This window comes from Fibrobacter sp. UWR2 (assembly GCF_002210285.1).
GTDB lineage: Bacteria > Fibrobacterota > Fibrobacteria > Fibrobacterales > Fibrobacteraceae > Fibrobacter.
Genome location: NZ_MWQE01000014.1, coordinates 25,754 through 44,126, shown reverse-complemented (window position 1 = coordinate 44,126; position 18,373 = coordinate 25,754). Strand labels below are relative to the sequence as shown.

Annotated in this window: 14 protein-coding genes; 8 read left to right on the top strand and 6 right to left on the bottom strand. The window is 55.5% G+C overall.

All coding sequences use genetic code 11. From position 1 onward, the window contains the following. Nucleotides 1-206: 206 nt before the first annotated feature. The 3 genes from B7994_RS13515 to B7994_RS13505 form a co-directional block, all read right to left on the bottom strand. Complete coding sequence (locus B7994_RS13515; protein ID WP_088638991.1) at nt 207-950, bottom strand: hypothetical protein; 744 nt, start codon at nt 948-950, stop codon at nt 207-209. Beyond that, nucleotides 947-2,056, bottom strand: coding sequence for a hypothetical protein (locus B7994_RS13510; protein ID WP_144063911.1), 1,110 nt, complete (start codon nt 2,054-2,056; stop codon nt 947-949). The genes B7994_RS13515 and B7994_RS13510 overlap by 4 nt, the downstream gene beginning before the upstream one ends. Before the next feature lie 96 nt (nt 2,057-2,152). Further along, on the bottom strand, nt 2,153-3,850 hold the full coding sequence (locus B7994_RS13505) for an ABC-ATPase domain-containing protein (protein ID WP_088638989.1): 1,698 nt from the start codon (nt 3,848-3,850) through the stop codon (nt 2,153-2,155). 98 nt (nt 3,851-3,948) lie between these two features. Between B7994_RS13505 and B7994_RS13500 the strand changes: the two genes are divergently transcribed. After that, nucleotides 3,949-4,485, top strand: a complete 537-nt coding sequence (locus tag B7994_RS13500; RefSeq protein WP_088638988.1) for a PEGA domain-containing protein — start codon at nt 3,949-3,951, stop codon at nt 4,483-4,485. Nucleotides 4,486-4,620: 135 nt separating this feature from the next. Here the strand turns inward: B7994_RS13500 and B7994_RS13495 are convergent, their stop codons facing one another. Then, the gene (locus B7994_RS13495) at nt 4,621-5,835 is read right to left on the bottom strand and encodes a hypothetical protein (RefSeq protein ID WP_088638987.1); all 1,215 of its coding nucleotides are present in this window, start codon (nt 5,833-5,835) and stop codon (nt 4,621-4,623) included. Nucleotide 5,836: 1 nt separating this feature from the next. Next, nucleotides 5,837-6,814: a DUF6175 family protein gene (locus B7994_RS13490; RefSeq protein WP_144063910.1), complete on the bottom strand. Its 978-nt coding sequence runs from the start codon at nt 6,812-6,814 to the stop codon at nt 5,837-5,839. 249 nt (nt 6,815-7,063) lie between these two features. On the opposite strand from B7994_RS13490, the gene B7994_RS13485 reads away from it, so the two are divergent. The 6 genes from B7994_RS13485 (at nt 7,064) to B7994_RS13465 (ending at nt 12,881) form a co-directional block, all read left to right on the top strand. Further along, nucleotides 7,064-7,915, top strand: coding sequence for a hypothetical protein (locus B7994_RS13485; RefSeq protein ID WP_088638985.1), 852 nt, complete (start codon nt 7,064-7,066; stop codon nt 7,913-7,915). A 30-nt stretch (nt 7,916-7,945) separates the two neighbouring features. Continuing rightward, a complete protein-coding gene (locus B7994_RS13480) occupies nt 7,946-8,677 on the top strand; it encodes a response regulator transcription factor (protein WP_088638984.1) in 732 nt (243 codons plus the stop codon). After that, nucleotides 8,659-10,524: a cell wall metabolism sensor histidine kinase WalK gene (locus tag B7994_RS13475; RefSeq protein WP_088638983.1), complete on the top strand. Its 1,866-nt coding sequence runs from the start codon at nt 8,659-8,661 to the stop codon at nt 10,522-10,524. The genes B7994_RS13480 and B7994_RS13475 overlap by 19 nt, the downstream gene beginning before the upstream one ends. Before the next feature lie 75 nt (nt 10,525-10,599). Next, nucleotides 10,600-11,937, top strand: a complete 1,338-nt coding sequence (locus B7994_RS13470) for an ATP-dependent 6-phosphofructokinase (RefSeq protein ID WP_088638982.1) — start codon at nt 10,600-10,602, stop codon at nt 11,935-11,937. Between the two features lie 31 nt (nt 11,938-11,968). Then, nucleotides 11,969-12,112, top strand: coding sequence for a hypothetical protein (locus B7994_RS14120; protein ID WP_158213154.1), 144 nt, complete (start codon nt 11,969-11,971; stop codon nt 12,110-12,112). Between the two features lie 7 nt (nt 12,113-12,119). After that, nucleotides 12,120-12,881: a lipopolysaccharide assembly protein LapB gene (locus tag B7994_RS13465; protein WP_088638981.1), complete on the top strand. Its 762-nt coding sequence runs from the start codon at nt 12,120-12,122 to the stop codon at nt 12,879-12,881. Nucleotides 12,882-12,955: 74 nt separating this feature from the next. Here B7994_RS13465 and pta read toward each other — a convergent pair whose 3' ends face one another. After that, nucleotides 12,956-14,344: a phosphate acetyltransferase gene (pta, locus tag B7994_RS13460; RefSeq protein WP_088638980.1), complete on the bottom strand. Its 1,389-nt coding sequence runs from the start codon at nt 14,342-14,344 to the stop codon at nt 12,956-12,958. 457 nt (nt 14,345-14,801) lie between these two features. Between pta and B7994_RS13455 the strand changes: the two genes are divergently transcribed. Further along, nucleotides 14,802-18,308, top strand: a complete 3,507-nt coding sequence (locus B7994_RS13455) for a fibro-slime domain-containing protein (RefSeq protein WP_233143229.1) — start codon at nt 14,802-14,804, stop codon at nt 18,306-18,308. Nucleotides 18,309-18,373: the final 65 nt, after the last annotated feature.

Below are 18,373 nucleotides of genomic sequence, written 5' to 3'. Positions count from 1 at the left end.
GGTGAGGCCAATTATAGAATTTTCGGGGAGAATGTCAAGGGTTTTTCTCAAAAAAATTCAACTTTTTTTCATTTTTTTTGAAAAAACGGCATAAAACCAGTTTAAAAACCCTCTGTCAACAAACAATTCACAAAAAATCAGAGCCACAGTTCCGTCTAACGGGACAAAAAAAGCCAAATCATTCGCTCATCACAAAAAAATTGCCCCTACTCCTTCCAGACGCTCCTTTTTTCTGGCCTGCCACCGTCGTTTCCCATGGGAGACATACGTACTTGCTCCATCGGAGAGCTCTCTACAACCAGAAGCAGGAGTTTTTCAGATAAACTAACATTCGTCATCCGTCCCATTTCTCCACGGACATCCACCTTGCCGTACGCAAGAAGCTTGCCACGCTTGACATCGGTAATGGAATATAGCGCCTTCACCATTTTTGCACCCGTAGTATCAGCACGTTCGCTTGCAACAACGACAATTGGAGATATCACTACCGCGACTTCTTCTACAGCATTCCTGTACTTCTCGCGAAGCACCGGCACCGCGACAGAATCCGCATCGCCACCATAGCGATGCCACAGGGCTTTGCGGCTTTCCATCGCAAACGCGGAATCATCAACGCTCATTACCTCAGTACGGGAGTTAAGCGTCGCCGCGGCATTATTCATCTGCTGCTTGAACCAGCCACTGAAATTGCCACCGTATTCAGGCCATTCTTTTTTGAACGAAGCGTAACCGTCGAACATGGGTTCGGAATACAATATGGTAACACTGCGCGGGATTCCGTCCCATTCAGGGTCCACCCAGCCGCCAGCCGGCACCTGATCCCTAAAGTAGGTATCCTGCGTGTAGTTCATCCAGCCAACGGCAAGTTTCATTACCATAGTACAGCCACTCAGCACACTAGCAACTACAAACAACGTTATCCAAAACAACGGAGCAACAATCTTTTTCATCTTCCACTCCTTTTGGGCGCACCGAAATGGACACCGGCAGAAAGGCTCAACACCTCGACCAAGCCACCCTTGTTACGACCGTCAATCTCGAAAGAGGAATAATGCAGGGAGAACTGCGCACGGATATCTATATCAAGGATATTCGTTATGGGAATAAAGCCATCGGCCTGCACGCCAACAAGCATAGTCTTTGATGACGGGATATCGTCTACACCTTTCATTCTCAAATTTTCACCGACCACTCCAAAAATCAAATCCGCTGAGAAGTATCTCCATTCCATGAAGGCGAAACCGCCAGACAGCGCTATGGAAAAATCACTGAAGCCGTCACCGGAAGTAGAACCAACCTGAAGCAGGAACAGGAGGCGCGACATCTGCCATTCGGCCATGATGTTGAACCCGGTCGAGGGATCCAGCATTTTTCCCAATCCACCGGAATACATCGCATAGGAATACCCACCAAGCAGGGTCCAATGCATCCACTTGGGTGCCACGGACAAGTGCTGGTCTTCGGCCTCCTTCGCCGTTTCGGGGCTTACCGGAGGCATCCAGTCAAGATAAGGGCTCCCGGGGTAACGCTTGCGAAACTCACGCCACTCTGCAGCAGAGTTTTCAAACTCCATCGGTTCGCCACCGCCATAGTTCAGCGCAAGGCGTTCCAGATATATCCCGTAAAATTCGCGAGTCTCGCGCGGGACTTCTCTCACCGCCATGGCAAACCGCAAGTCGCGATGGTTCACGTTCACGGCCAGGTGGCGCTTTTCCAACAGACTTCCCCCACCAACAACGTGTAGTTTTTCGCGGGCGGCCACAATGGAATCGCGCTTAGCAAGCAAAAAGTCTATATGTTCCCAGTGCTTCGGCTTGTCTAAGGCATCGGCATCCTGAACAGCCTTGCTGTACAGGAGAAATTCCTCTTCGTAAGAAAGGAGCACAAAACCGGCAGGCGGCGTGAGGCGTTCCAATTCCTGAATAGCCTTCTCCGTCGAATACCCGTATATCATATCTTGCTTGGCCTTCTCCAAATTTGAATCGGCAGCATAAACTGCCTGCGCAAGTAGCACAAGGCCAAATAAAAACACGCAAAACTTATCCCCTCTAGACATAATCACACCTTACAGGAAACTAATGGGAGTCCTCGAGGACACCTCTAAGACACTATTAGAATATATATCGCTTATGCAAATTACGAACACCGTTCGTCAGCGTTTTCCGGCATTCAGTCGGAACGCCACGCAGGCGATATCTACGGCACGCGGCAGGCTCATCTCGCGGCTCATGCCCTGCGGCAGGTTCCTGAACCCGACATTGCATATAACATCGCAGAGCTTCTGGGCTGCACCCGCGATAGAATCGGCAGGCGAGTCGCCTTCAGTATTGCTCGCGGCATTCTGGAGCATGTTCAGCAACATGAATCCGGCACCGAGCCGCTGCTGCTTATCGACAAGCGTCACGAGGCGCGAAGTATCGGCCACGAGGAAACCTATCTGCAACAGCGTATCGCCCGCAAGCTTCACCTTCACCTGGCGCTCCACGGCAGATGCGGGCCGCACCGACTTCTGCAGGGGCTGCATGTAGGCGGCGAAGGGTCGCGCATTTATTTTTCCCGCTTCTACGGACCCAATCAGGCCTTCGGCCTTCCAGGATGACATTGTAGACTTAGCGCATTCCGCCTTGTAGTTTGCCATAACAATTATGTTGTCTGCAATATCGAGGTAGTCACCGCAGGCGCCCGCGACAAGAATAAAGTTCATGCCCGCAGAAGCGAGCCCGCGAATGCGGTCGGTCAGCGGGATAAGCGGTTCGCGCTCGTCGCCCAGCAGCTTGCGCACGCGCACGTCGCGAATCAGGAAGTTTACCGCGGAGGAATCCTCGTCGATGAAGAACGTCTTTGCGCCAGCCTCCATGGCCTCGAGCAGGTTCGCGGCCTCGCTCGTAGAACCCGAAGCCGACAGCGTATTGAAATCCTTCGTGCTGATTCCACCGGGCAGGTCGCGCACGAACATCGAAAGGTCGGTCCCGCGTACGCTGCGCCCGTCTTCTACGCCCACACGGAGCGCCGTAGCATCTACAACGATGCCTTCGCGCCCGTCGCCCGGCACATGCGGGTACACTGCCCGCGTCAGGGCCTGCAACAAAGTGGACTTCCCGTGGAAAGCGCCGCCCGTAATCACCGTAATCCCCTTCGGGATTCCCATGCCGCGGATTTCGCGCCCGCAGGCATTCAAAGTCACCGCAAGTCCATCGGGGGCGTTAAACGGCACCGCATTCTCGAGCGGCATCTCGCTCAGGCCCGATGCACGCGGCAACACCGCCCCATCAGGAACAAACGCGCAGAGCCCATGCCCGTCGAGCTGCTCCAAGATTTCCTTGCGTTCGGCAAGCACGCGGTAATGTTCCTGCATCGCGGGCTCATCGCCCTTATTATAATAGAGCCCCGCCGACACCAGGTCGGGCATGACCATCGTGAGGATTTCGGCAGCAGCCTCGGCCTGGATCTTGCGGCCTTCGCCCGGGAGCCTCACCTGCAGGCACGCCCTGAGTTCGCCATTGTCTATCCAGAGGGAGTTCCGCACCAGCATCTCGGGTCCAGCCGAATCGAACACGACCGCGGCATCTTTCCCGGAATACTTCTCCTGTACCAGGCCGCTTAGGCGGCGCAGCAGAAAATCGCTCAGCGCAAGCCTGCGCTCGAATCCCGAGCCCCACTCCGGTGCATACCCGAGCGTAGCAAGCTTGGAACGCAGCAGCACTCTCGAAGGCGGTGCATACGGGTCGCCCTGCACATGGATGAATTCCAATACAAAGTCACCAAAATCCCAGGGTTTGTCGGCGAGGGACTTGTAGAGACCGTAATTTTTGCCATTCAGGGTGCGAATTTTCTGGTAAAGGGCTTTCATATATGGAAAAGTAGATATTAGTTTCCAAACTTTTGCACAAAAAAAAAGTAAATTCCGAAAAAACTTTATATTTTATATACAAACAAAAGGAGTAATCCATGAAGAAACTTTATATTTTCGCCCTTTTGGTGGCATTCCTTGTCTCTGCCGCTGTCGCAGACGACGATCCACCTCCGCGCAACAAGCCCGCAACGGTCACCATTATTACCAATCCGCCTAACAGCGAAGTGTACCTCGGCGGCGAACTGCTCGGCAAGAGCCCCATCGAGAACATGCAGGTCAAGTCCGGTCGCCAGACCCTCATCGTCATCGACCAGGGTTACGAACTGGTGAACCAGCGCGTGAACGTTTGGCCGGGCAACGACAAGCGTAACACCTTCGACTACGGCACCAAGATCCCGAAGGGCCACATCGAAGTGACCACCAAGCCGGGCAAGTGCATCATCTACGTCGACGGTGAAAACTCCGACAAGACCGACGGTGCAGCGCTCACCATCCACAACCTGGATGCCGGCGACCACCTGGTGCGTGCCGAATGCTCCAACCGCAAGTCCGCCGAAATGCTCGTGACCGTGAAGGGCGAAGAAACCGTCAAGATCGAGCTCGACGCTACCTCCGGCAAGAAGAAAAAGTAATCTTCAGCTGAAGTTTAAAATAGACCCTCGCCTTCGCGAGGGTGACAAAGAGAAAGAGGCGCCATAAGGCGCCTTTTTAATTCCACTCGTTCATCATGGCTCACGCTATATCCGCTCGCCGTCCCGAATTATATGCTATTCGGCACAGATGTTCTTGACCTGCTCCAGGAGTTCCTTGAACTTGAGCTTGGCGATTCCCTTGCCCATCGCCTCGGCCTCGGTCTTCCCGACGCCCTTCGTGGACTTGGAGAAATTCACACGGTCACCGGTCACGCTAACCGTCATGTCGAAGGACACTAGCTTGCCGAGCGAACCCTTCGGGGTAGAAGCAACCTCGGCCTTGAGCTGCGGGTATTTTGCATCCTTCCCGTTGTATATCGCGTTCTTCGCAAGTTCGCTTTCGAGCGCCTTGCACGCATCGGCATTCCCCTTGCAATCGAGCCGCACGTTGCATGCCGCCCGCTTGACACTGTAGAGCACGGGGAATCCTTTCTCGAGGCCCGCCGCCTTCAGGATATCCCTCGGGAAATCAGGCACGAACGATACCGACTGCGACCCTGTCGCGGTACTGACCCCCTGCAAGGTAAACACGGCAGACCCGTTGTCCTGCGTGCGGCGGGAATCAAGCTTCTTGCTTTCCTGAATGGCCTTGAGCGGGAAATCCGTCACGGGGCCCTTGGCATCGAGCACCTTAACCGCGAGGTCCTTGATTACATCGCCCTCGACAACAATTTCCGAAGGCGACGTCTCGATACGCACATTGCCCAGCCTCGATGCGATAAGCGCCTTGAAGCCGGGGAGGTCATGCTTGAGGTTAAACGATTCGTTGAGCGTGAACACTTCCGCAAGTTCCGCCTTCAGGTCGGCATAGGGCTGCAGCAGCGCCTGCGCATTCGTAAGGCAGCGAACCGCCTCGTCGTAGCGGGAGGCATCGAGAGCCGCACGGCCGTCGGATTCCAGCTTTGCAATCTTGTTCTTGATGTCGGCCATCTGCAGGCGGATGTTGTTCGTCATCTCGTCGACATCGAGCGTCGCCGTCGCGCGGAAACGCTTGCCTTCCTTCGGGAGCGGCTGCACCTTGATCCACTTGAGGTTCACGTCGGTACTGACGTTCTTCTTGGAGGTGTACGTCTGCGAAATACTTTCCTTGCCACCTGCAGTAACATCAGATGTACTCAGACGGTCGTCGGCACGGACCTGCGACGAAACCTGCTTTGCCACTCCAGCAATAGCAGTATTGTTCGCCTGCTCCTGCGATACATCGGACGATGCGGTATAGGTAATCACCTTGCCCGCAAACGCAGCTACAGAAAAGGAAAGGAGTAGAAAGGCAATCTTCTTGATGTTCATATCACTTCATTTCGATAAGGATCAGTTTCTTCGTGATGTTTATCTTCTTCACGTTGACCGAACCCTTCATGCCGCGACGGATATAGCTGTACACCTCTTGCGCGTCGCCAAACTTCGCGATATCCGCAAAGACCGTCATGTCGATGGTCTTCGCCGTCATCACGTTCACGTTTACGCGCTTGAAGGCCTTCTTCAGGAGTTGGTTCACATCGTCCTGGATATCCTCGACGCGCTGTTCGTCGAAATCGCCCTGAAGCTTCATGATGACCTTGTACTGGACGCCGTTCTTGCGGTCCACTTCCCAGTAGCCCTTGATTTTCTTCTCGAGACCGGGCATGGCACGGCTTGCCGCGGCGTACACGGCATCGGCGATCTCGCCCCTGGAACTGCCGTTTGCAGCCGCCTGGCTTGTCTGGCTCCCGAGCAGGCGTGCAGTTGCCGCCTCGTAGGCACTCAGCTCGATAAGCACGATACCGCCTTCGATGGAGGCGGAAAACTTGATGTAGATGTCGGCACCGAGCGCAAGGCTCGCCAGGTAGGAGAGATCCTCTTCGGTCTCGGCGATATCCTGCTGCATCTGCACGACTTCGTTAAGGGATTCCTGGCCGGCCAGGGACTTGACCTCGTACTGACGCTGCGTGAGGTAGCCGTTGATGGCCTCGGTAGCCATCCTGTTGTTCGGATTGCTCTGGAAAGCCTGCAGGTCGCTCATCCCCTTGGTCTTCTGCGCGGGGACAACGAGAATCGTGGGGGCACCCTCGACGGGCATGTTCCCCTGCTGGTTCTTGGCAACGCTCCGGGGCGCCTGCCTAGGTGCCGTTGCCGCGGGAGAATTCTTTTTCTGGGGCCGACCGCCGAACTCGGAATCGAGCTCGTCAAAGGCGTCAGAGGAATTGCGGCGAGTTTCGGCAGAAGATGCTGCGAAGCTCAGGCTTGTCACCAAGCCCACAAGTGCCAAGAGCATCATCAACTTCTGCATAATTCGCCTTATCTCCTTTCCTTCGCGCCCTGCACTGCGGGCCATCGTAAGAAACTTATATAATATATACATTTTGTGGGTATATGATATAAAAAAGTTTACACCAAGCCGATAAAAGCCGATTTTTTCGGATAAAAGGTCACACTTTTGCGAAAAAGAGCCCGTTTTAGGACATTTTCACGAAAGTATCCGTCCTTTTTTGGAAAATTTTATCTAGTTTCAAGTTTAAAAGTTACCATAGGAGCCTATATGAACTTCAAAGTTTTGCTCGCTGCTGGCGCCCTTCTCGCCACACAGTCTTTCGCCATCATTGGCATCGGTGCTCATTACGCCCCGAATTTCGGGACCTCGATGAAGGGTCTCGGTACTGATAAAGTCAGGGACCGCGTCGACGTTACGGATGCCGGCGAAGTCAAGATGTGGCACGGCGGATTCGACGAGATGATGCAGGGCTTCGGCTTCAAGGTATGGGTCGACATCCTCCCCATCATCGACATTGAAGCGACTTTCAATATCCAGTTCGGTTCTTACGACGCAACCCTCTTCATCGCCGACCCGAAGGCATCCCTTGCAGGCGGTGAACTCACCTACCAGCAGATTGACCTCGAAGTCGAGCTGGGCGGCACCCCGTTCGGCAAGGCCAACCCGAAGTTCGTACAGATGAACGGTGACATCTCCATCACCTACCCCATCACGTTCATCCCCATCATCCGCCCCTACATTGGTGGCGGCCTCACCTACTACCTGAACACCTTTATCTTGAACCAGCCCTTCACCAAGAAGGTCGTTGGCGACACCTACAACTCGATGGTCAACGAAGTCCTGAGCGACCCACTCGCACTGGTCAGCAACCCGAACGCAGGGGCTGATCTCGGCAACAAGGTTTCCGAAACGCTCGTCGAGAACCTGCAGGACGCCGCCCTCGAAGAAGGCCTCAAGCAGAGCATCGGCGGCCATATCCTCGTCGGCCTGCGCGCCAAGCTTCCCATCATTCCGATTGCCGCATACGCAAACTTCAAGTACTACTTCGGCGGCGACTACCCGGAAGAAATCGACCCGGGCCACATGGCTGCTGAAGTCGGCGTCGGTTTTGCACTTTAATAGTTTTTACAGGAGTTAAGGAACCAAAAGATGTCTGTTAACAATACCAGCAGTACAAGCATCCTCATTGTCGAAGACGAAATTGCAATTGCAGAAGGTCTCATAGACCTGTGTGAACTGAACGGCTACCATGTGAAGCACGTGGCCGATGGCGAAAGCGGACTTTCGGAAGCTCTTTCCAACCAGTATGGACTTGTCCTGCTCGACGTCATGCTCCCGGGCATGAATGGTTTCGAGGTCTGCGACAAGATCCGCGAAAAGGACAGAAGCCTCCCCATCATTATCCTTTCGGCAAAGAATACCGACGAAGACATCATCAACGGCCTCAAGTTCGGCGCGGATGACTACATCCCGAAGCCGTTCTCCGTGCCGATGCTGCTCGCCCGCATCGAGGCGGTGCTGCGCCGCAGCCGCCAGTCCCTCGAGAACGAAGGCAAGCTCGCCGCCGGCAACCTGCGCGTGAACTTCCGCGAATACTCGGGCACGCGCGGCAAGGAAGAACTCGCATTCACCCGCAAGGAAATCGAGATCCTCGAATACCTGTGGAACAACCGCGACCACGCCGTACCGCGTTCCGAACTGCTCCGCGAAGTCTGGGGCTACGAGAATGCCGAATCGGTCGACACCCGCACCGTGGACATCCACATTACCAAGTTGCGCAAGAAAATCGAAGACGATCCCTCGCACCCGAAACTGCTCGTCACGTTCCGAGGCGAAGGCTACCAGATGCGTTCTAGCCCCGAATGCTCAAAAACCGCCTAAAGAAACGGCTAGTTCTTATCTACACGGCTATCTTCGCCGTTATCGCGCTGCCCGTCGCCGGGCTGCTTTATGACTCGTACCTGCACATGCAGGACGACGCGAAAGCGGAATGGGCGATGCACGCGACACAAGTGCTGAAGATGGCCAACAACAAGATCAAGGATGACCTTGCCATCGAGAACAAGCGGTCGTTCATGGAATACCGCTTTATCAAGGTGGCCAAGACCATCTCGGCAGGCGAACAGCCTACCTATTCCGACCTTGCGCTGAACTTCCCCGTCACATCGTGCAATAGCGATTCCAGCAAGATAGACTACTGCAGCCAGTATGCAGGGCTTATCGGGCATTTCCAGATCGACCCCGACGGCGTGTTCAGCACGCCCTACCTGCCCGCAGGTGCGCTCGGCCAGGTACAGCTCGAGAACAAGGAAATCCGCGAGTCGTTCCAGAACCAGCTCAAGTTCATCGTGCGCGACATGGGCATCAAGAACAAGGGAACAGCCACGCAGGATTCCTCGAAGAATTCCAACGCACTTGACCAGCTGGCAAACGAGCTCGACCTCTCGAAGAGCAAGAAGAAAAAACGCCTGCGCGTGGAACGCACGTCGGAACAGGAACAGTTCGCGTTCAACGTGGAATCCGCGAAGATGGATACGTCGGGCCTATACCGAATATTCCCCTATGTAGGCACGATGGACATCGCTATCGAATCGTTCCAGGCAAAGCAGAACCGCAAATACATCGTATTTTACAGGAACGTGCTCAGGGGCGAAGAGAACTTTGTACAAGGTTTTGTCGTGGACCTCCGCGAATACCTCAAGAGCATCGTTGATATCGAGATAAGCGACTACACCGCCGAAGACAACCACCTGGGCCTCGCGTTCATGGACAGCAACGAGACGATCATCGCGTTCGGGATAGACGCCCGCAGCGCCATGAAGGTTTTCCAGGAAGACCTCGCCGAGCCCCTCAACAACATATCGATGGCCATCTACGTCGACAACTCGGTGCAGAAGGTCGGGAGCGACAAGGGGCAGATTATAAGCAACGGCGAACTGCTGTTCCTTATCGGCGGAATCATGTTCCTGCTGCTGGGTGGCGGTCTTATCTCCATATACAGGCTCACGCAGAGCCAGCTTGACCTGGCCCAGAAACGGCAAGACTTCATATCGGCAGTGAGTCACGAACTCAAGACCCCGCTCACCACCATCAAGATGCGCGCAGAGATACTGCAGAGCAGCTACAACAAGATGGACGATGCGAAACGCATGAGGAGTTTCGACCAGATTGCAAGCGAGAGCGACAGGCTTACACGACTTATCCAGAACGTACTCGACCTTTCGAAGCTTGACGGCAACCGCTGGGTGGCGAACATCCGCAAGGACCGCCCGAAGGCCGTACTCGACGACTTCGTGACCATGTACACGAAGAATATCGAGGACCATGGATTCTCGCTCACGGTATCGTGCGACACCGATATCGACAAGGTCCAGCTGATGATGGACCGCGACGCGGTGATGCAGATCCTCACGAACCTGGTGGACAACTCGCTCAAGTTCTCGAGGAACGCGGACTACAAGATGATTATCATCGAGCTCAAGACCGAGGGCGACCACGTGTACCTCGCCGTGCGCGACTACGGCCCAGGCATCCCCACATCCGAAATGAAGAACGTGTTCCAGGAATTCTACCGCGTCGAAAACGAGATGACCCGCACCACGAAGGGTACCGGCATCGGGCTTTCGATGGTGAAGAAGCTCTGCACACTCTCAAACATGCGTATCGAAATCGAGAACGCGAACCCCGGACTGCGCACGAAAATCCATTTCCCGCCGCAGACCATCTAATAACACCGGCACTTTTTTTGTATTTTAAGGCACGACGGAGATAATCCGCCGTGCGATTTTTTCGAAGGACTAAACATGACGCAGGAAGATATCCTCAAGAACCCGGAACAGTACGACCTTTCCATCGAGACTGTCGGGAAAGGAACGCTCAAGTCCCCCATGAAAGGAATGCGGTTCGTATCCGATGACGACCGCATTAGCCTCACCACCGACGTAAACCGTATTCACGAATTCTACAAGAAGGGCATCGCCGTGCCTTCGCTCGAAGCTGCCGGCCCCCGCGAGACTATATTCCATGACCCCGCCTGGACCCGCGCGGGCGTCGTTACCTGCGGCGGACTCTGCCCCGGCCTCAACAACGTGATCAAGGGCCTCGTTCAGGTGCTGTGGTTCGACTACGGCGTACGCAATATCTTCGGTATCCCCTACGGCTACCGCGGCCTTAACCCCAGTTACGGCTACTCCCCCATCACGCTAAACCCCGATGTGGTCGACTCCATCCAGGAAGACGGCGGCACCATCCTCGGCAGTTCCCGCGGCATGCAGGACCCCTCCATCATGGTGGACACCCTGATGCGCCTCAACATCAACGTGCTGTTCTGCATCGGCGGTGACGGTACGCTGCGCGGCGCACACGCGATTGCCGAAGAAGTCAAGAAGCGCAAGCAGCCCATCTCGGTCATCGGCATCCCGAAAACCATCGACAACGACTTGAACCTCATCGACCGCACCTTCGGTTTCGAGACCGCGGTGCTCTCGGCAACCGACGTAATCACAAGCGCCCACAACGAGGCGAACGGCGCATTCAACGGGCTCGGCCTCGTGAAGCTCATGGGCCGCGATTCCGGATTTATCGCCGCCTACGCGGCACTTGCCACCACGGTGGTGAACTTCTGTCTTATCCCCGAAGTTCCCTTCACGCTCGAGGGCCTCTTCAAGGCGCTCGAAAGCCGTTACAGCAGCGGCAAGACGCATGCCGTTATCGCCGTCGCCGAGGGTGCAGGGCAGGAACTCTTCAACGGCCAGGAAGAACGCCGCGACGCCAGCGGAAACATCCTGAAGAACGATATCGGTGAATTCCTGACGCGCAAAATCAAGGAACACTTCGACAAGGTCGGCAAGGAAGTCAACATCAAGTACTTCGACCCGAGCTACATGGTGCGGAGCATTCCGGCGAAAGGCACCGACGCGATTTTCTGCTTCCAGCTGGCCGAAAGCGCCGTACACGCGGGCATGGCCGGCAAGACCGACATGGTCGTGGGCAGCATGAACGAGCAGTTCAGCCACGTGCCTATCGAGTACGCCGTGAACGAGCGCAAGAAGATAGACCCTAACGGAACGCTCTGGCACGCTGTTCTTGGCGCAACCCGCCAGCAGGACTATTTTGCAGGCAAGGGCAAGGGAAACAAATAAACTAATAACGGAAATTTTGTATTATTAGGATATGCTGAAGAAAGAAGACAAGATTCTGATACGTACCGCTATGATGGAGTACCGCAATCTGCTGTTCAAGACATTCCACGGCAAGGACGAGGAAAAGGACAGGATTGCGCACGTCAATAGGTTCCTCCAGTCCTGGAAAGTCTAACGTTCCAATGGGAATCGCATCTAAAATAGTCGGCGTGGCACTTGTTGCCGCATGCACGGTCTTCGCAAACGATGACCTGCGTTTTGCCGATTCGTGCTATGCCGCCCGCGCAGAACGCGCCAAGGGCGACAAGGCCGACGCACACAATGCGAAACTCATGATAGATGCCTACAAGAAGGCCATTTCCGACGCATCAGTCGAAGAAGCGGCTACCGAGGGCTACGTAAAGAGTCTGTATTTCTCGTTCAGGTTCGTGCCCTTCGAAAAGAGCAAGCGCTCCAAGAAGCTCGATTCCCTCAAGACCATTACCGAGGCGGCCTACACGAAGTTCCCCAAGAACAAGGAAATTGCGCACATATACGCATCGGCCGTATCGATGTGGGGTGCCGACAAGAACCCGCTACAGGCAGTGAAGAACGGCGTTGCGAACAAGGTACGCGATGTAGCGACCCAGACCGAGGACTGGCAAGTGCTCGGGCGTGCGCACCAGCTGCTGCCCTACGTGCCGCTGATCCTCACGTGGCCCGACAAGAACCTTGCGGACCAGTACCTGACGCAGGCCCTACAACAGGACCCGAAGGACCTATACAACTACTTCTTCCTGGCAGAACTTCGGTTCGACCAGAAGCGCTATGCCGACGCGCTCGACCTGATTGAACGCGGGCTCTCGCGCGGAATACGCACGAACTTCTTCATGGAAGACAAGCGCGGCCGCTGGCAGTTGAAGGAACTCAAGAAGAAAATCAACGCGAAACTCGATAAGAAATAATCCGAAATTCGCCGACAATAGAAAAAAGCACCGCCGAAGCGGTGCTTTTGAATTTTTTGTCCAAACGCCCGGCCTTAACCTGCCTGAACAGCGGTGAGGGCGATCGTGTAGACGATATCTTCCACGAGGGCGCCGCGGCTGAGGTCGTTCACCGGCTTGGCCAGGCCCTGGAGCATCGGGCCAATGGAAATCGTGCCGTGAGCGCTGCGCTGCACAGCCTTGTAGCCGATGTTACCGGCAGAGAGGCTCGGGAACACGAACACGGTAGCCTTGCCGGCGACGGTGCTACCAGGAGCCTTGAGGGAACCGACACTCGGCACGGTCGCCGCATCGTACTGGAGCGGGCCATCCACGAGCATCTCGGGGCGGGCTTCCTTCACGATCTTGGTGGCCTCGCGCACGAGGTCTGCATCCGGGCCCTTGCCGCTGTTCATGGTACTGTAGCTGAGCATCGCGACACGGCTCGGGAGGCCGAAGGCCTTAGCGGTGTCGTCGCACTGCATCGCGATACCGGCGAGTTCCTCGGCGGTCGGGTTCAGGTTGATGGCGCAGTCGCCGTAGATGTAAGTCTTGTCCGGCATGCACATGAAGAACACGGAACTCACGGACTTTACGCCGGGAGCGCACTTGATAATCTGCAGAGCCGGGCGCAGCGTATCGGCAGTGGAGTGGATAGCGCCAGAAACGAGGCCGTCCACTTCGCCCATCTTGAGCATCATAGTGCCGAGCATTACGTTATCTGCAAGTGCCGCACGGGCCTGTTCTTCGGTCATGCCCTTCGACTTGCGGAGTTCCACGAGGGTCGGCACGTACTTTTCGGCAAGTTCGGCCGAGGGTTCAATAATTTCGATATCGGCAGGGAGATCAACGCCCTGTTCCTTGGCGACCTTGAAGATTTCATCCTTCTTGCCGATAAGCACGGGCACGGCAATCTTCCTGTCGATTACGAGCTTTGCGGCCTGCACGGTACGCGGCTCGGAACCTTCGGGGAGCACAATGCGCTTTTTGACCTTGGAGGCCTTCAGGAGGAGTCCCGCACGGAACATGGCCTGGCTAGTCCTGCGTTCGGCAGGCGCTTCGGCCAGGTCCTTCGCAAGGCACTTCGGGCACTTGAGCAGGCGCTTGGGGCAGAACAGGTCCGCATCTTCGCTATCGGAATAGATCTTTGCGTCAAGTGCAGTAGCGAGGGAATCGTTGAACTTCTGGGCGACCACGTCGCTCATGCCCTGGGCGCCGGCAATCACGACGGCGTCGACGGCAGAGAAGTCGTGCATCAGGAAGTCGGCGGCAATCGTTTCCATGAGCACCGCGGTATTGCCTTCCTTGATCTGCGTGACGGCGGCAGCACCGTTCACGTTAAGTTCGTACTCCGCCCAGGTAAGGCCGGCAGCAGAAATCCCTTCTTCAAGTTCCTTGAGCGTCGCGTCCATGTTCTTGGAGGCAACCAAATAAACTCGGTTCATAAAAACTCCTTTTGAAACTTACGCGTTAAAAATAGGATATTTGGAGGGCAAAAAACGAGCCCAAAAAGACGAAAAATCCGATACTTTTGGTCCCAAGGCAGGCTTTTGACCAAAAAACGTGCATAATTACACGGTTTTTGCGCTTTTTTGGACGATGTAAAATATTATATAGTTGGCATTTACCATAAAAATAGGATATATTTAATATATCGCCCTAGGATTGGGTTTGTTTACAAAGGAGCGATTTGTGTGGTATAAATCTATCACTCGAGTGATTCTGTTCGCCTTGGTCACGGCGATGTGCGCTAGCGCACAGCCCGGACGTGACAGGAGCTCTTCATCTACATCTATAAGGTCTTCCTCCAGCCGGGCGACCACGTCTAGGACTGTGGTCCGTTTTATGCCTTCTTGGACAAATACCTCGGCTGTCATGATCATTAACGGTCAGGAGACCATCATGACCGCAGTTAAGAACTACTGCGGCTGGTTCGAAGCAAAAACCGACAAGAAAACCACGGACTTCAGGATCCGCTTCAAGCAGACCATCGGCAACATGTACGTGGGTGCCGAAGGTAACGAAGAAGTCGCTACCGGGGCTCTCCCCGTAGGCAGCGAAATCGTGCTCGATAGCGTCGCCGCCCTGAGCGACACACTCTGGATCCAGAGCTTCAAGAACGGCGAGCCCGAGATCTACGCGGAATACCCGGGTGTCCTCGGACAGTGCCCGAACCGCATCATCTCCGTGATGATGTTCGACTGGCTGCACGGCAGCTACGGCGACGTAGACAAGACGACCTGGACCGGTGGCAACGCAGCCAAGGATTCCATTCTCGACGACCTTATCTACCTCATCAGTAACGACTTCGGAAGCGGTGGCTGCCAGAGCACCGGCGGCAAGGCCATGCTTGGCATGGTGGAGCAGGCACTCGGCCCAAACGGTGTGCCCAAGCGCAACTCCAGCAACTTCCCCGAAAACTGCCATGTGACCGACTGGCTTGACTACTGGTTCCAGCCTATCGAGATTGGCCAGGACGCTGCAGGCAAGAAGTACACGAACTCCACCTGCCGCGACCTCGAACTCAAGCTCGACGACGAGGGTTACTGGTTCGGCCAGAAGAACAGCAGCAGCCCGGAAAAGGGTCTCTTCTTCCTGGATGACTTCGAATACCTCGACTCCGCACAGACCGTCAAGAATATCTTCTACGACCGCCTGAGCGGAAGCGGTGGCTACCACAACTTCGGCTTCACCATGAAGTTCCAGGCCAAGTTCGAATACGTGCGCGGCCAGAAGTTCGAATTCAAGGGTGACGACGACGTGTGGGTGTTCATCAACAACAGGCTCGTCGTGGATATCGGCGGACAGCACGCCGAAGTCAGCGGCGCCGTGGACCTCGACACCCTCGGGCTTGTCGAAGGCAAGGAATACCCGTTCCACATCTTCTACGTGGAACGCCATACCAGTTCCTCGAACTTCATGATGCGCACCTCCATGGACCTGCACACCGACGCGAGCATCTTCCTTACGAACGACTCGCTCAATGCCGTCGCGACAGGCCAGATCTGGAGCCCCAAGAACTACGAAGTCTGGCAGATTACAAAGGGCGACGCCCTCAGCTGTGACTTTGACGCCAACGAAGGCGGCCAGGTCGACACGACGATCGGCCCGTCCAACTACAAGCTTACCGGCGGCAACCTCGGCGAAGCAGGCGTACACCTCGACACCGCAGGCAAGTGGTGGTTCGAAGGCATCCAGATTCATGACAACTGGGCGGAATTCACCATCGACACCGCAAGGATTGTCGAGAACAACGGGCTTGCTCCGGGTCACTACTACCTGGAAATCACCCTGAAGTCCGACCCCTCGCAGAAGACCGGCGTATGGTTCACCATCCCGCCGTACAAGGTGCCGACTCTCGTCTATGCGACCGAACAGTGGAAGGCTCTCGGTTCCCAGGTCTCGGGCGACACGCTCCAGATTGGCAAGTGGGCCTACGAGATTTACCCGGTGCAGATCATGTTCCTCGAAGAATGGGCACAGGTGTCCATCTATAACCAGAACATCACTCTGACATCGTCCGACCCGAAACTGCAGATTGTTGACGCGAACGGCAAGCCCATCGGCAAGGCGGTGCTCGACTCCACTGGGCGCGCAACCTTCTACGTGATTGCGAACGGCCCCGTTACGGGAGCCACGATTCAGGCGAAGGGTGCAGCATCCTCCGCGGCAACATGGATCAACCTCATATTCCAGGAACCGCCTATCCCGAGAATCTCGCAGGCGAAGATCTTCGACAGGAACGGCGATGGCCGTGGCGACAGCGTATACATCCACTTCGACCGCAAGCTCGGTGGCGACAACAAACTCGACTCCCTGAAGTTTGCCTTCGGTGAAGGATTCCCGGTCCAGAAGGATTACAAGATCCTCGACAACGGAACCGACATCTCTATCGTCTCGAGCGGAGCCTGCGAGCCCTACAAGATGTGCGGCTTCAGCTCGCTTATCTTTACCGGCGGCAAGGAAGACGTCTACAACGGAAGCGTCGACACCTGGTTCACCTATAAGGATGGCGGCAAGAGCTACCACTTCCACATCGCCTCCGACCCGCTCGAAGACGGCGTGAACCCGATCGTGATGCAGGCAGTGAAGAGCATTTCCAAGCAAGGACACGAACTGGAACTCACCTTCAGCGAAGCCATCACTTCGGAATCCATGACGCACTTCAAGGATATGTTCCGCTACCACTGCATACGTTCCGGTGCGGTCGTAGACCCCGAGAAGCCCGTAGGCGCAAACAACACTGCTTCCAAGAGCAAGATGACCCTGCTGTTCACGATGGCCACCTACGACGCGGTTATCCCGTCTGTTGGCGACTCCGTAGGCTTTGTGCCTGGGCAGGGCGGCAGCACGACAGATGTCGCGGTCGACCTGTCAGAGAACAAGCCGCACAGGTACACCCCGATGGTGAGAATCACCGGCCAGCAGGACATGCAGATTACCGGTCCGGACGTACGCCCGATTTCGCCGGAGAACCCGATTATCGATACGGCCAAGACGACGGAACCGTTCCTCATCACGAACACCGATGCCGACGCGAAGTACGTGTCTGACTCCCTCGGCGTAGACGGTCACCTTATCGGATTCGACGTCGCCGAACTCATCGCGACCCAGACAGCCGAAGAGTTTGCTAGCCTCGACGCGCTCATCTCCACGCTCCTGAACGCCGGCAAGGACGACACCACCTACACCGTGCTCGAGATTACGGAAGAGGAATCGGTGGCACAGCTGCTTGCTGCAATCGAATCCGGTTCCATCACGGGCTTCAGCGACAGTACATACCAGGGAGTGATGGACGGGACCATCACTGCCGACAACTACAAGAAGAAACTCAAGGGCGATGACCTCGACCTGTTCAAGGAATACGTGGAACGCGGTATCGAAGCAAGCCGCGACACCATCGTGAACATCACTCCGGCAGCCGACAAGGACGTGAACAAACTCTTCCAGGATATCATCGACGGGACTATCTCGACGAAGGAACTCAAGAAGAACGGCGTGAGCGAAGAAGTCATCGAGGCCATCAAGAACGGTACCATCACGGCGAACAATATCGACCAGTTCCGCGACGGTACGCTCAGCCTTGCCAAGCCTGACGACGTGAAGCTCAAGTACGAGACGCTCTACTACACGCACCTCGGCAACTACGTGGGCGGCAGCTCGGGCACCATCCTCTGCTCCGACAAGTCCGTGTACGGTGATGCAGGATGCCTCGTGAACAACGGTAACCTGTTCCTCGCCTGGAACATGCGCGCCTCCGACGGACGCCTCGCCGGCACGGGCGTGTATATCGCCCGCCTGCACATGAAGGTGGTTGTCGGCAAGAAGACCGTCTCCGACATCACGCGTGACCTGCTGTGGGGCGTGCGTCGTGGCGGCAAGAACGAACTCACCTGGGACCAGAACTAAGTTTTAGATTCTCTCTCTTTAGTAACTAAAAAAGGGCCTGTGGTTAAAACCACAGGCTCTTTTAG

Coding starts and splice junctions, on each gene's coding strand:
- B7994_RS13515 (WP_088638991.1), bottom strand. CDS start 950: ATGAAAAAGATTGTTGCTCCGTTGTTTTGGATAACGTTGTTTGTAGTT.
- B7994_RS13510 (WP_144063911.1), bottom strand. CDS start 2,056: ATGTCTAGAGGGGATAAGTTTTGCGTGTTTTTATTTGGCCTTGTGCTA.
- B7994_RS13505 (WP_088638989.1), bottom strand. CDS start 3,850: ATGAAAGCCCTTTACCAGAAAATTCGCACCCTGAATGGCAAAAATTAC.
- B7994_RS13500 (WP_088638988.1), top strand. CDS start 3,949: ATGAAGAAACTTTATATTTTCGCCCTTTTGGTGGCATTCCTTGTCTCT.
- B7994_RS13495 (WP_088638987.1), bottom strand. CDS start 5,835: ATGAACATCAAGAAGATTGCCTTTCTACTCCTTTCCTTTTCTGTAGCT.
- B7994_RS13490 (WP_144063910.1), bottom strand. CDS start 6,814: ATGCAGAAGTTGATGATGCTCTTGGCACTTGTGGGCTTGGTGACAAGC.
- B7994_RS13485 (WP_088638985.1), top strand. CDS start 7,064: ATGAACTTCAAAGTTTTGCTCGCTGCTGGCGCCCTTCTCGCCACACAG.
- B7994_RS13480 (WP_088638984.1), top strand. CDS start 7,946: ATGTCTGTTAACAATACCAGCAGTACAAGCATCCTCATTGTCGAAGAC.
- B7994_RS13475 (WP_088638983.1), top strand. CDS start 8,659: ATGCTCAAAAACCGCCTAAAGAAACGGCTAGTTCTTATCTACACGGCT.
- B7994_RS13470 (WP_088638982.1), top strand. CDS start 10,600: ATGACGCAGGAAGATATCCTCAAGAACCCGGAACAGTACGACCTTTCC.
- B7994_RS14120 (WP_158213154.1), top strand. CDS start 11,969: ATGCTGAAGAAAGAAGACAAGATTCTGATACGTACCGCTATGATGGAG.
- B7994_RS13465 (WP_088638981.1), top strand. CDS start 12,120: ATGGGAATCGCATCTAAAATAGTCGGCGTGGCACTTGTTGCCGCATGC.
- pta (WP_088638980.1), bottom strand. CDS start 14,344: ATGAACCGAGTTTATTTGGTTGCCTCCAAGAACATGGACGCGACGCTC.
- B7994_RS13455 (WP_233143229.1), top strand. CDS start 14,802: ATGACCGCAGTTAAGAACTACTGCGGCTGGTTCGAAGCAAAAACCGAC.